The sequence below is a fragment of the Zobellia sp. 1_MG-2023 genome, from assembly GCF_030549125.1.
Lineage (GTDB): Bacteria > Bacteroidota > Bacteroidia > Flavobacteriales > Flavobacteriaceae > Zobellia > Zobellia russellii.
This window is the reverse complement of sequence record NZ_JAUOSY010000003.1, coordinates 298,617-311,642: the sequence shown is the minus strand read 5'-3', so window position 1 is coordinate 311,642 and position 13,026 is coordinate 298,617. Positions and strand designations below refer to the sequence as shown.

Below are 13,026 nucleotides of genomic sequence, written 5' to 3'. Positions count from 1 at the left end.
ACAACCAACAGAATCTAACACAATGTCGTATAATTTATTAAAAGGTAAGAGAGGAATTATTTTTGGAGCTTTGGATGAAAATTCTATAGCTTGGAAAACAGCAGAACGCATTCATGAAGAAGGCGGTACTTTTGTTTTGACCAATGCACCCGTAGCCATGCGTTTAGGGCAAATTAAAGATTTGGCCGAAAAAACAGGTTCTCAGGTTATTCCTGCCGATGCAACTAGCGAAGAAGATTTAGCAAACTTGGTGGCCCAGTCTATGGAGATTCTAGGTGGAAAAATCGATTTTGTACTGCACGCTATCGGTATGTCCATTAATGTTAGAAAAGGTCGTTCTTACACAGATGAAAAATACGACTTTACAACTAAGGGATGGGATGTTTCCGCCCTATCTTTTCACAAAGTATTGCAAAGCTTATATAAAGCCGATGCGATGGCGGAATGGGGTAGCATTGTTGCCTTGACCTATATGGCGGCACAGCGCGTTTTCCCTGATTATAATGATATGGCGGATAATAAGGCCTATCTAGAATCGGTAGCGCGTAGCTTTGGTTATTTCTTTGGAAAGGAAAAGAATGTACGTGTCAATACTATATCTCAATCGCCTACGCCAACTACAGCTGGTCAAGGTGTTAAAGGTTTTGGAGGCTTCATTAGCTATGCCGAAAAAATGTCGCCTTTAGGAAATGCAACAGCATTGGAATGTGCGGATTATACGGTTACCCTATTCTCTGACCTAACTAGAAAGGTTACCATGCAAAACTTGTTTCATGATGGAGGTTTCTCCAATACAGGGGTTAGCCAAGAAGTTATAGAGCACTTTACCGAGTAGAAATAGAATACGTTTCAATAGATTTAATTCTGGCGAAGTGTTTGTTTTCGGCATAAATTTTGGGCATTTTACATTGCGGAAAAAGTAATGTAAAATGCCCTAAGAATTTCCGTAAAAAAGCCCATGAATTTATCTTTTTCATTTATAGTTCCTGTTTATAATAGACCCGATGAAATTACGGAGCTATTAGAAAGCCTAACGCACCAGACCTATTCAAAGGATTTTGAAGTGCTGATTGTGGAGGATGGTTCTACGCTTTCTTCAGAAAGGGTGATGGAAGATTTTAAGGATAGACTTTCTATATCGTACTATAAAAAGGCAAATTCAGGACCTGGTGATTCAAGAAACTACGGAATGGCCCGTGCCAAGGGCAATTATTTTCTTATTGTAGATTCGGATTGTATGATTCCTCCCCGGTATTTGGAAGCGGTTCATAACGCTTTGAACAAGGACTATGTGCATTGTTTTGGAGGTCCGGATGCAGCGCATGAATCTTTTGGTCTTTTACAAAAGGCTATTAACTATGCAATGACATCGGTACTTACCACGGGAGGTATTCGTGGTAATAAGAAAGCAGTTGATAAGTTCCAGCCGCGAAGTTTTAATATGGGTATTTCCAAAACCGCATTTGAAACCGTAGGCGGCTTTGGTAAAATTCATCCGGGAGAAGATCCGGATTTTACCTTTCGTATTTGGGAGAAAGGGTATGATACTAAACTAATACCTGAGGCATTCGTATATCATAAACGCCGTATAGATTGGAACAAGTTTTTTATACAGGTGAAGAAATTTGGTAGTGTACGGCCTATTTTGAACAAATGGCATCCTAAGACATCAAAAATGACTTATTGGTTTCCAACGTTGTTTTGTTTGGGGTTTTTGGCATCTTTGGTGTTTATGGCGGTTGGTATACCCTTACCCTTGTATTTATACACTATATATTTTTCGCTCATTTTTATAGATTCATTTTTGAAGAATAGAAATTTGGCTGTTGCTCTATTGTCTTTGGTGGCTGTGAGCATTCAATTTATGGGATATGGATATGGTTTTTTAAAATCGACCATCTTCCTTAACTTTAGCAAAAAGGAACCGGAAACATTGTTTCCATATTTATTTTTTAAATAATTGATAAACAAGGTAGTAGATTTTGTAAAAAAGGCACTTAAGAAGAGAAAAGTAAAAATATTTTTAGTGTTTTTGTTTTTTTCCACCTTGATATGGCTCATAAACAACCTTTCACGGAGTTATGTGAGTACGGCAAATTTTGATTTGGAATATGTGAACGTTCCAGAAGGGTATTTGTTTAAGGGTTCTACGGATAGTGAGCTAAAAGTGAAGCTTAAGGCCGGTGGGTTTCAGTTTTTAGGTTTTAATTTTAAGCATGCAAAAATTGATATTGACCTAGCGGATGCCAAACAAAAGGACTCCATATTTTATATTCCCCAAGAGATTTATAGAAAACAAGTAGAAAAACAGTTAAGTGGATCAATGTCTTTGATAGATATTGAAACCGACACTCTTTTTGTGGGTATGTTGGCCGTTATTTCCAAGAAAGTACCGGTTAGACCAAATGTAGAGGTCAATATGGCCAGAAACTATTTGTTGGACGGAAAAATGGAAGTTAAACCAGATTCCATTACCATTACGGGGCCTTCAAAGGAAATAGATACTATAAATGTGGTCCGAACCCATAAAATGACTTTACCAGATTTAGATACCAATTTTTCTGAAATCGTAGCGGTTTTTAAACCTGAAGAACTAAAAAACACGATGTACTCTGCAAACGAGGTGGAGCTTACTGCAAAAATTGCGCGTTTTTCGGAAAAGGTTTTTGAGGTTAAGATTAAGACGGTTCACTTTCCCGGTAATATTGAGGTAAAGACGTTTCCAGATGAAGTAGGGGTAATATGTAAAGCCAAATTAGATCGCCTTAAAAAATTAGAAGTTTCGGATTTTGAGGTTATTGCAGATTATGGGCAGTTAAGAGATGGTAACCGGAAAAAACTTAAATTGGAATTAAGAAAAAAACCAAGTGGTCTGCATAGCGTAAAACTGCAAACAACCAGTGTGGAATATATATTGAATAAAAAATGATCATTGTAGGTTTAACAGGTGGTATAGGAAGTGGTAAGACCACTGTTGCCAAAATGTTCGAAGAGTTGGGGGTGCCGGTATACAATTCCGATAACCGGGCCAAAAGTTTAATGCAGGAGTCCCCTGAATTGGTCAAAAACATTAAAGATTTGTTAGGGGAAGAAGCTTACCTTAACGGAATATTGAACCGGGCGTACGTATCACAGCAGGTATTTAATAACAAGGAACTTTTAGAGGCCCTCAATGCCATAGTTCATCCTGCGGTACGGCAAAATTTTATTGGTTGGGCCAAGGAGCAAAAATCAGGATATGTAATTCAAGAAGCGGCTATAATCTTCGAAATTGGTTCACAGGATTTTTATGATTGTATCATTTTAGTGACCGCTCCGGAGGAGACAAGAATAGAACGTGTTATGCAACGAGATGGTGACAATACCGTTGAAGGGATAAAAGCACGAATGAAAAATCAATGGGACGATGCTAAAAAAATAGAAGCTTCTAACTATATTATCCAAAACGAGAACATAGAGCAAACCAAGGTTCAAGTTTTAGATGTGCATCGCGATATACTTAATAAAATATAGGCCTCACGCAGTTTTAACATTTTTGTTAAGGTTTGGTTAAACCTACTATCTACTAGTTGTTAAATCTTTAATTTTGTTTTTAAATGAATAAGAGGTTATTTGTCCTTTTGGTGGCGTTGATGAGTCTCTCCTTGATAGGAATAATATCTGTTCAGTTCTTGTGGATAAAGCAGTCTGTAGAAGATAAGGAAGAACAATTTTCCAACACAGTGTCCGAAGTTTTGAACGAAGTGTCGGATAAAATTGAGGAAAGAGAGACAAAGGATTATTTTGAACGCTACATTAATATAAAAGATAGTGTAGGCGAGCCTAAAAGTTCCCATTTACGAAATATCTTTTTTATAGACCGTGATATAAACTCCAATGAGATTCGGTTTTATTCCCATGGTATTTTAGAAGAAGATTACAATATAGCATCTACGTTCTTTGATAACGGTAATGGTAGCGATACCGTAGCCACAATTAAAAACTATACGAGCAAGCGTTCCAAAACTATTTTTAAGGAAGATTTTGGATTGGACGGTAAGGAGTATAAGCTGAATGCGGTACAAAAACTTGAAAAAATTGGTGGACTCTCTGCAATAGAGAAGGCCCAATTTGAAGACGTTTTTAGTGAATACGCCAAGAAAGTACCTATCCACAAAAGAGTTTCCAATCAAGAAATTCAGTTGCTTTTAAATCGTGAGCTAAAGAACAGGAACCTTAATATTGATTATGAATATGGGGTGTACAGTAGAGGGCTTCCTACCAAGGTAAAGTCTAGGAAATTCAAATTTGATAAGGACATGCTGTATGAAACCGCTATCTTTAAGGATAGTGAGGGAGCAAGCAATTTTTCGCTCTTGATTTCCTTTCCAAAGAAGAAGAAGTTTTTGATTCAGTCTATCATAAAAATGGCGCTGTTGTCGCTGCTTTTTACTTTGGTCATAGTCATAGCTTATTCCGGTGCAATTTATCAGCTTATACGTCAGAAACAGATTTCGGAGATAAAATCCGATTTCATAAATAATATGACACATGAGTTTAAAACACCTATTGCAACTATCAATTTAGCGGTAGAGGCTATCCGAAACCCTAAAATAATAGGAGACCCGGAAAAAGTAGATAGGTATTTGACCATGATTCGTGAGGAAAACAAGCGAATGCATGCCCAAGTAGAGAACGTATTGAGAATATCCAAATTGGAGAAGAACCAGTTGGATATTAGTAAGGATAGGGTAGATGTTCACGATATAATAGAGGATGCAATTGCCCACGTAGAGTTGATTGTATCTGACAGAGGCGGATATATAGAAACGCATTTAAACGCAGGTAGAACTGAGGTTTTGGCCAGTGAAATGCATTTTACGAACGTTATCGTAAATATTCTGGATAACGCCATTAAATATTCAACTAAGGCACCACATATAGATATATATACAGAGGTAGCCAAGAATTATATTGTAATAGAAATAAAAGACCAAGGAGCTGGGATGAGCAAAGCCGTGGTCAAAAAAGTATTTGAAAAATTCTACCGTGAACACACGGGAGATTTACATAATGTTAAGGGGCATGGCCTAGGGTTGGCATATGTAAAAAAGATTGTAGACGATCACCAAGGTGAAGTTTACGCAGAAAGTGAAAAAGGAAAGGGAAGTACTTTCTATATAAAATTGCCTTTAATCTAACTCAACAAGTTATGGAAACAATTAATAAAAAAATACTCTTAGTAGAAGATGATCCCAATTTTGGAATTGTGCTAAAGGACTATTTATCAATGAATGATTTTGATGTCACTTTAGCCAAGAATGGTATGGAGGGGTTTGAAAAATTTAAAAAGGATAATTATGACATCTGTATTTTAGATGTGATGATGCCTTATAAGGACGGTTTTACCTTGGCAAAGGAAATTCGTGAAAAGAATGAAAATGTTCCGATCGTTTTCCTGACCGCTAAAACCATGAAAGAAGATGTTCTAAAAGGGTATAAAGCAGGGGCTGATGATTATTTGAACAAGCCTTTTGATTCTGAAGTCCTTTTAATGAAAATTAGAGCTATTCTTCAAAGAAAAGCATCTAATACATTGGCAGATAGTAAGAAGTTTGAATTTAAAATTGGAAACTTCCACTTAAACTCTAAACTCAGATTCTTAAAGTACAAAGAGGAGGAAGCTATTAAACTTTCGCCAAAAGAAAATGAACTTTTAAGGCTTTTGGCTCTTCATGAAAATGATTTGATGCCAAGGGAATTAGCATTGACAAAAATATGGAGAGATGATAACTATTTCACTTCCCGTAGTATGGATGTGTACATTGCTAAGCTAAGAAAGTATTTAAAATTAGATGATACGGTCGAAATCTTGAACATTCACGGAGAAGGTTTCCGTTTAGTGGTAAAAGAGGACGTATAGTAGTACTGCATATTTTATAAAAAGCCCTGATATTGTATATCAGGGCTTTTTTAATTTAAATCGCTAATTATTTTAGCAACAATTTCTTCGGGTGTCTGCATAATGGATACTGTAATTGCCTCTTTCGGGACTTCTAAAGTGTTGAATTGGGAACGCAATAATTCTGGGGGCATAAAGTGATTTTTGCGCTGTGAAAGACGCTCCATAATTTCATCAAAAGTTCCTTTTAAGTATACAAACTGAAGTTCCTTATCTAGGCCGTTCTGTAATATAGTACGGTATTTATTTTTAAGTGCGGAACAGGCTATTACTGCTCCTGTATAACTTTTTTCTATGGCTAGAAGATTCAGTCTTTCTAACCAGCCTTGGCGGTCATTGTCATCTAACGGATTGCCTTCGGCCATTTTTTTTACGTTGGCTTCCGGATGGTAATCATCCCCATCATAGAATCCTAAATTTAACTCTTTGGCCAAGAGTTTGCCAATTGTACTTTTTCCCGAGCCGGATACGCCCATGACGAATATTATGGGGTGTTTACTTTTCATTTGAAATAGTATTATTTAGTATCGCTATCAATTCTTGAAAATCTGCATTATAAGGAATCCAGATGGTCTCCTTGTTTCGTTTGAACCAAGTTAATTGTCGTTTTGCGAATCTGCGTGTATTTTTCTTTATTTCCTCTAGGGCAAAGTTAAGGTCATTATGTTCTGGGCTATCATCAAGGTTCTCTTGCTTTTCAAAATAACTGAAAAGCTCTCGGTAGCCAACCGTTTGTAACGCGTTAAGTTCTTTGTGCTTATCAAGTTGCCTAGCTTCCTCAATAAGGCCTTCCTTAACCATAATGTCTACACGCTGATTAATGCGGTCGTAAATTAGGGCGCGGTCTGCTTCTAAACCAATAGTGATGGTTTTAAACGGACGATTTTTTTTATTTTTTGATAGAAAGGAGGAGTAGGGACTGTTAGTACCCATGCAAATTTCAAGTGCTCTTATGAGTCTATGTGGATTGTTTAAATCTACGGATGCGTAGTACTTGGGGTCTCTTTCTTGAAGTTCTTTTTGCAAGAATTCAATTCCTTTTTCGGCAAAATGTTGATTAAGCTGTTTACGTATTTTTAGGTCTACTTTTGGAAAGTCGTCCAAACCTTCGGTTACGGCTTTGGTATATAATCCGCTTCCGCCAACCATGACCACTATATGGTTTTTTTCGAAAAGGGTTTCTAACAGTTGAAGGGCATCCCGTTCAAAATCACCCACAGAATACGAATCAAAAATGCTGATATGCTGTATAAAGTGATGTTTGGCCTGACTTAGTTCTTCTGGTGTGGGTACAGCGGTGCCAATTCTCATTTCTTTAAAAAACTGTCTGGAATCCGCAGAAATAATTTCGGTATTATAATGCTGTGCAAGGGAAATTGCAAGTTTGGTCTTGCCAATCGCGGTTGGGCCTACTACGGATAAAAGTATTTTTTCCATTACAGCTCGCTTCCACAATTATAACAATGGCTGGCATCGTCCCTATGACCTTCTTTAGCACAATTCCTGCAGGCTTGAGTGTTTACGTGTACAAAATGATTGTTGCCTACTTTTTTCTGTTCTTGTCCTCTTTTACCAAACTCTACCGTAACAATACCCGTAGGAACGGCAATTACACCATAACCGACCAACATAATCAATGTCGCTATAAACTGCCCTTGTGGTGTAATGGGCGCAATGTCTCCATAGCCAACTGTAGTTAGGGTTACTATAGTCCAATAGATGCTCGTAGGGATACTGGTAAAACCGGCCTCGTCTCCCTCTATTAAATACATGAGCGTACCCAATATTACAGATAGAATAAGTACGGCAAATAGAAAAACGGTTATTTTGGCCCTACTGGCTTTTAATGCATTTTTAAGCTGAGAGGCCTCTCCTAAAAACCGAACCAATTTTAAGATTCTAAAGACTCTTAAAAGACGTAATGACCTGATGGCCAAAAGTACTTGCGACCCTGCGAAAATATAGGAAAGATATAATGGAATAGTAGATAACAGATCAATTATTCCATAAAAACTAAAAATGTATTTCTTAGGTTGTTTTATGCTGATGATTCTAGCAATATATTCAATGGTAAAGAGGATGGTTACCACCCATTCCAGTATAAAAAGGGTTTGGTGGTATTCTGCATCAATCCATTTTACGCTTTCCAACATTACCAGAAGTACACTGATGATGATTAGGATAAACAACAAAATGTCAAACCATTTACCCAAAGGAGTATCCGCTTCATAAATAATTTCATGAACCTTGTGCTTCCAGCCTTTATCGGGTTTATGTTCTCTCAAATTTTATTGATCGCTTAATTCTAGAATTTTTAAACTGTGCTTTTTACGTATATAGGTTTCAATTATGTGCGTGGTATTATGATTACCGCGCATAGGCACGATTATAGATTCTAAGATATGAATATTATTAATTTGATGATTCAAGTTATAATAACCAATACCCTTAAAGTCTCCATTTTTTATTAATACGGCACTGTATTCACCAATTTCTCGCCCCTTATCTACTATAACTACGTTTTTCTGGTTTAACGAGTATTTATTTACCGCTTGAGCGACTCGTTGGTTATACTCCTCAACCGGTTCTTTGGAAATGCAGGCACCAAGGCACGCATCATCATCGTAGTTGGAGCAGTTGCCCTTGGCTTCTGATATACCGTTTATTTTATCGCAGAGATTGAATTCACGGGTTAACTTATAAATAAAGTTAGAAGCTCCGGCAACACTGTTAAACGTAGCAAAAGACCCGTTTCTTTCTGTTGTTTTTCTGATTTTGAAAGTTTTGTAACCCGCTTCATTTTTTTCAACATATATTCCGTGACTAAAAATTACGGCTTTGGGCCTGTGGTTATATTTAGGTCGGTTTCTTTTAAGCTCTTCGTTTTCCTTTAAAAGAGCAACCAATTCATTTCCGGTTCTTTCAAAAGTTACCTTTTTAGTCGCTTTTTGTAGTTGTCTTGAACGTCCGCCTGATTTGGTAAAATGCTGGTTTACCCTTTTCTTTATGTTGGTACTTTTGCCTAGATAGAGTATTTCCCCATCCTTATCGTGCATATAATATACTCCCGTTTCGGAGGGTAAGGAGTCTACGATATCCAACTGGCGGTCAGAAAGTTCACCTTCCGTTTCTTTGCGAATAACACTTTTAATAATTGTCTTGTCAAGGTCTTTAGAAAGTAATATTTTAAAGAGTTGAAGTGTTGCCAAGGCATCACCGTTTGCTCTATGCCTGTCACTTACGGCAATTCCCAAAGACCTTACCAGTTTACCAAGGCTATGTGATTCCGCTTCCGGAATCAATTTTTTGGAAAGCTCAACTGTACACAAGGTTTTTCGCTCAAAATTATAGCCTAACCGTCTAAATTCATTCCGTAATATTCTATAATCAAATTGTGCGTTATGGGCAATGAGTACAGTGTCTTCGGTTATTTCTACAATTCGTTTGGCCACCTCATGGAATTTTGGGGCGGTCTGTAACATTTTATTGTTGATACCGGTAAGTTTTACAACAAATGGTTGAATCTCTTTTTCCGGGTTTACCAAACTAATAAACTGGTCTACCACCTTATGTCCGTCAAATTTATGAATGGCAATTTCCGTTATGCCCTCTTCATTAAATTTACCTCCTGTGGTCTCAATATCTAAAATGGAATACATCTATCTGTTTTTGTACTGTGGTAGCGGTTTGGTCTTGGTTGAAAGTAGAATGTTAATAATTCCGCTTACCAAAGATACTACTTCCAATGCGTACCATGGTACTTCCTTCTTCAATAGCTATTTGATAATCTCCGCTCATCCCCATGGATAGGGTTTTTATTTTTGGATTTTCAGGTTGAATGGAATCAAAAATTGACTTTAATTGCCTGAACTCCCTTCTTACTTGGGATTCATCCTCTGTAAAAGTGGCCATACCCATTAAACCTACCACATTTATATTTTTAAGTTCACGGTATGCTTCCGAATTTAGAATGGCATGCAATTCCCCTTTGTCGAGTCCAAATTTGGTGTCTTCTTCCGCAATATGAATTTGAAGAAGACAGTCTATGGTATGGTTGTTTTGCTCCGCTCTTTTATTGATTTCGGTCAAAAGTCTAAAGCTGTCTACACCATGAACCAAATTAACAAACTCAGCCATGTACTTTACTTTGTTACGCTGTAAATGGCCGATCATATGCCATTGGATATCTTTTGGCAGGCGCTCCCATTTGCCTGTCATTTCCTGCACCTTGTTCTCTCCAAATATGCGTTGGCCGGCGGCATAGGCTTCCATGATGTCTTCGTCGGGCTTTGTTTTGGAAACGGCAACCAGGGTCACATGTTCGGGAAGTGTATTCTTTATTTCTAAAAGATGATCTTTTATCATTATGTTACTTGTGGATTGTAGGTTCTACTGAGCTTGTTTTAGGTTTTATAAAAATTGGCAGGAAACCTTTTCCGCCCTTTTTGATTCGCTGTAATCATAAAAACCTTCGCCTGATTTTACCCCTAGTTTTTTTGCCATTACCATATTTACTAAAAGTGGGCAGGGCGCATATTTTGGATTTTTAAAACCATCGTACATAACGTTTAGAATGGATAGGCATACGTCTAAACCAATAAAGTCAGCTAGTTGAAGCGGGCCCATTGGGTGTGCCATACCCAATTTCATAACCGTGTCAATTTCAGAAACACCGGCCACACCATTGTAAAGTGTTTCAATGGCTTCGTTAATCATGGGCATTAGAATCCTATTCGCTACAAAACCGGGGTAGTCGTTTACTTCTGTTGGGGTTTTGCCCAATTGCATGGAAAGCTCCATAATCTGTGCCGTAGTTTCATTAGAAGTGTTATAACCTCTTATGATTTCTACCAATTGCATGATGGGAACAGGGTTCATAAAATGCATGCCGATAACCTTCTGCGGCCGATTTGTGGAGGCTGCAATTTGAGTGATAGAAATAGAGGACGTATTTGTAGCTAAAATGGTGTTTTCATTGCAAATAGCGTCTAACTCTTTAAAAATACCCAGTTTTACATTTAGATTTTCGGAAGCGGCTTCAACTACTAAATCTACGTTGGCAACCCCATCTTTAAGCGTGGTAAAGGTTGAAATACGGTCTAGAGTTGCTTTTTTATCGCTCTCTGATATTTTTTCCTTCGCCAGCATTCTATCCAGATTTTTAGAGATGTTGGCCAATCCTTTGGTCAATGAATCTTCTGAAATATCTATCAAATGTACATTGTGGCCGTTTTGGGCAAAAACATGGGCAATTCCGTTGCCCATAGTTCCTGCACCTATAACTGCTATGTTCTGCATAGGTTTTGTTTTTTAAGATTTAAAAAGAAGCAATAATCTGTAATGCTACTTTTAATGCCTGTGTGCCTTGCTTTAAGCTTACGATTGGGGTAGTGTCATTGGCAATAGCATCTGCAAAACTTTCTAATTCATCAAGAATGGCGTTATTGGTGCCCACTTCCGGATTTTCAAAATAGATTTGTTTCTTTTCGCCTTCCGCATTTTGGAGAACCATATCAAAATCGCCTACTTTTTCGGGAGCATCCTTCATTTTTACCACCTCAACTTTTTTCTCCAAGAAGTCTACGGATATGTAAGCATCTTTTTGAAAGAAACGTGATTTACGCATGTTTTTCAATGAAATTCTACTAGCGGTCAAGTTTGCAACACAACCATTTTCAAACTCTATTCGTGCATTGGCAATATCCGGAGACTTGCTTATGACCGAAACCCCACTTGCATTGATTTGTTTTACCTCGGATTTTACAACGCTAAGAATAGCATCAATATCATGTATCATAAGGTCTAGCACCACTGGCACATCCGTACCACGGGGATTGAACTCTGCCAAACGATGGCTTTCAATGAACATTGGGGTGTTAATCTGGTGTTTTACCGCAGAAAAAGCGGGATTAAAACGTTCCACATGTCCTACTTGGCCTTTTACGTTATATTTTTTTTCCAGTTCAAGAAGCTGGGCAGCTTCTTCAAAAGTATTGGTTATCGGTTTTTCTATAAAGATATGCTTTCCTTTTTCCATGGCCTTTTTGGCACAATCAAAATGGGAAAGGGTAGGGGTTACGATATCTACTACATCTACAGCTTCAATAAGTTTATTGATGTTGTCGTAATAATGGTACCCAAATTCATCCGCTACCTTTTTTCCGTTTATAGCATCGGCATCATAAAAACCGACCAATTCATATTTTTTTGATTCATTTAACAGACGTAAATGTATTTTTCCTAAATGACCTGCGCCTAATACGCCAACTCTGAGCATAAATTTCAATTTGTATCAAAAATAAGGATAGTTTCGGAGTTTTCGGGTTTCATTTAGGAAGATTAAAGTTTACGGTTTTTAAAAAATGAAGGCTGACATTTAGTCGGTAGACTTGTGAGTTGAAATTTTACAAGTTAACTTTACCTTCCAAAACCAAACCATTGAGAGATACTTTAAAACATAGGGGAATGCGCAATAAGCTGGCCGAAGTATTGGTAGCTAAAGGCATTTCGGATAAAAATGTGCTGGAAGCTATACGTACCATACCCAGACATTTATTTATGGACAGTAGTTTTGAGGGACACGCCTACCAAGATAAGGCGTTTCCTATTGCGGCCGATCAAACTATTTCTCAACCCTATACCGTAGCTTTTCAATCGCAATTATTAGAGGTAAAACCCGACCAGAATATATTGGAAATAGGTACGGGCAGTGGGTATCAAACGGCAGTATTATTGCTTTTAAGGGCTAAGGTATACACTATAGAACGCCAATTGGAACTGTTCAAGAAAACCAAGATTTTCTTTAGAAAAATGGGCTATAGACCTAAAAAAATGATTTTTGGTGACGGGTATAAAGGGTTGCCGGAGCAGGCACCTTATGATGGTATCATTGTTACTGCCGGAGCTCCAGAAGTACCTAGGGCACTCATGAGCCAGTTGAAAATTGGTGGTAGATTGGTTATTCCCGTAGGTACGGACGATCAAATCATGACCTTGTTCATCAGAAAGTCCGAAAAAGAATTCGAGAAAAAGGAATTCGGTTCTTTTCGTTTTGTTCCTCTTCTGGAGAATAAGAACTAAACCAC

The 13,026-nt window shown here is 37.7% G+C and carries 14 protein-coding genes; 7 read left to right on the top strand and 7 right to left on the bottom strand.

Annotation, left to right across the window (positions count from 1 at the left end; genetic code table 11):
• Positions 1 to 22 precede the first annotated feature (22 nt).
• The 6 genes from Q4597_RS08700 to Q4597_RS08675 all read left to right on the top strand — a co-directional run bounded on the left by Q4597_RS08700 (position 23) and on the right by Q4597_RS08675 (position 5,902).
• Positions 23 to 835: an enoyl-ACP reductase gene (locus Q4597_RS08700; RefSeq protein WP_303405867.1), complete on the top strand. Its 813-nt coding sequence runs from the start codon at positions 23 to 25 to the stop codon at positions 833 to 835.
• 123 nt (positions 836 to 958) lie between these two features.
• On the top strand, positions 959 to 1,960 hold the full coding sequence (locus tag Q4597_RS08695; RefSeq protein ID WP_303405865.1) for a glycosyltransferase family 2 protein: 1,002 nt from the start codon (positions 959 to 961) through the stop codon (positions 1,958 to 1,960).
• A gap of 66 nt (positions 1,961 to 2,026) precedes the next feature.
• Positions 2,027 to 2,929: a YbbR-like domain-containing protein gene (locus Q4597_RS08690; protein WP_303405863.1), complete on the top strand. Its 903-nt coding sequence runs from the start codon at positions 2,027 to 2,029 to the stop codon at positions 2,927 to 2,929.
• On the top strand, positions 2,926 to 3,513 hold the full coding sequence (coaE, locus tag Q4597_RS08685) for a dephospho-CoA kinase (protein ID WP_303405861.1): 588 nt from the start codon (positions 2,926 to 2,928) through the stop codon (positions 3,511 to 3,513). Before Q4597_RS08690 ends, coaE begins: the two co-directional genes overlap by 4 nt.
• A gap of 83 nt (positions 3,514 to 3,596) precedes the next feature.
• Positions 3,597 to 5,180 carry a sensor histidine kinase KdpD gene (locus Q4597_RS08680; protein ID WP_303405860.1) on the top strand — a complete coding sequence of 528 codons (1,584 nt, stop codon included), beginning with the start codon at positions 3,597 to 3,599 and terminating at the stop codon, positions 5,178 to 5,180.
• Between the two features lie 11 nt (positions 5,181 to 5,191).
• Positions 5,192 to 5,902, top strand: a complete 711-nt coding sequence (locus tag Q4597_RS08675) for a response regulator transcription factor (protein ID WP_215439062.1) — start codon at positions 5,192 to 5,194, stop codon at positions 5,900 to 5,902.
• A 50-nt stretch (positions 5,903 to 5,952) separates the two neighbouring features.
• Here Q4597_RS08675 and Q4597_RS08670 read toward each other — a convergent pair whose 3' ends face one another.
• From Q4597_RS08670 to Q4597_RS08640, 7 genes are read right to left on the bottom strand one after another with little or no spacing between them, the layout of a single operon-like run.
• Positions 5,953 to 6,447, bottom strand: a complete 495-nt coding sequence (locus tag Q4597_RS08670) for a gluconokinase (protein ID WP_303405858.1) — start codon at positions 6,445 to 6,447, stop codon at positions 5,953 to 5,955.
• Complete coding sequence (gene miaA / locus Q4597_RS08665) at positions 6,437 to 7,378, bottom strand: tRNA (adenosine(37)-N6)-dimethylallyltransferase MiaA (protein ID WP_303405856.1); 942 nt, start codon at positions 7,376 to 7,378, stop codon at positions 6,437 to 6,439. Before miaA ends, Q4597_RS08670 begins: the two co-directional genes overlap by 11 nt.
• Entirely contained in the window at positions 7,378 to 8,226 is an 849-nt protein-coding gene (locus Q4597_RS08660; protein ID WP_303405855.1) for an ion transporter, read from the bottom strand. The genes miaA and Q4597_RS08660 overlap by 1 nt, the downstream gene beginning before the upstream one ends.
• A 3-nt stretch (positions 8,227 to 8,229) precedes the next feature.
• Entirely contained in the window at positions 8,230 to 9,600 is a 1,371-nt protein-coding gene (locus tag Q4597_RS08655; protein ID WP_303405854.1) for an exonuclease domain-containing protein, read from the bottom strand.
• A gap of 52 nt (positions 9,601 to 9,652) precedes the next feature.
• A complete protein-coding gene (locus Q4597_RS08650) occupies positions 9,653 to 10,309 on the bottom strand; it encodes a YggS family pyridoxal phosphate-dependent enzyme (protein ID WP_303406057.1) in 657 nt (218 codons plus the stop codon).
• Positions 10,310 to 10,351: 42 nt separating this feature from the next.
• The gene (locus tag Q4597_RS08645) at positions 10,352 to 11,239 is read right to left on the bottom strand and encodes a 3-hydroxyacyl-CoA dehydrogenase family protein (RefSeq protein ID WP_303405852.1); all 888 of its coding nucleotides are present in this window, start codon (positions 11,237 to 11,239) and stop codon (positions 10,352 to 10,354) included.
• 19 nt (positions 11,240 to 11,258) lie between these two features.
• Positions 11,259 to 12,218: a Gfo/Idh/MocA family protein gene (locus tag Q4597_RS08640; protein WP_303405851.1), complete on the bottom strand. Its 960-nt coding sequence runs from the start codon at positions 12,216 to 12,218 to the stop codon at positions 11,259 to 11,261.
• 161 nt (positions 12,219 to 12,379) lie between these two features.
• On the opposite strand from Q4597_RS08640, the gene Q4597_RS08635 reads away from it, so the two are divergent.
• Positions 12,380 to 13,021, top strand: coding sequence for a protein-L-isoaspartate(D-aspartate) O-methyltransferase (locus Q4597_RS08635; RefSeq protein WP_215439068.1), 642 nt, complete (start codon positions 12,380 to 12,382; stop codon positions 13,019 to 13,021).
• The last annotated feature ends 5 nt before the right edge of the window (positions 13,022 to 13,026 follow it).

Coding starts and splice junctions, on each gene's coding strand:
- Q4597_RS08700 (WP_303405867.1), top strand. CDS start 23: ATGTCGTATAATTTATTAAAAGGTAAGAGAGGAATTATTTTTGGAGCT.
- Q4597_RS08695 (WP_303405865.1), top strand. CDS start 959: ATGAATTTATCTTTTTCATTTATAGTTCCTGTTTATAATAGACCCGAT.
- coaE (WP_303405861.1), top strand. CDS start 2,926: ATGATCATTGTAGGTTTAACAGGTGGTATAGGAAGTGGTAAGACCACT.
- Q4597_RS08680 (WP_303405860.1), top strand. CDS start 3,597: ATGAATAAGAGGTTATTTGTCCTTTTGGTGGCGTTGATGAGTCTCTCC.
- Q4597_RS08675 (WP_215439062.1), top strand. CDS start 5,192: ATGGAAACAATTAATAAAAAAATACTCTTAGTAGAAGATGATCCCAAT.
- Q4597_RS08670 (WP_303405858.1), bottom strand. CDS start 6,447: ATGAAAAGTAAACACCCCATAATATTCGTCATGGGCGTATCCGGCTCG.
- miaA (WP_303405856.1), bottom strand. CDS start 7,378: ATGGAAAAAATACTTTTATCCGTAGTAGGCCCAACCGCGATTGGCAAG.
- Q4597_RS08655 (WP_303405854.1), bottom strand. CDS start 9,600: ATGTATTCCATTTTAGATATTGAGACCACAGGAGGTAAATTTAATGAA.
- Q4597_RS08645 (WP_303405852.1), bottom strand. CDS start 11,239: ATGCAGAACATAGCAGTTATAGGTGCAGGAACTATGGGCAACGGAATT.
- Q4597_RS08640 (WP_303405851.1), bottom strand. CDS start 12,218: ATGCTCAGAGTTGGCGTATTAGGCGCAGGTCATTTAGGAAAAATACAT.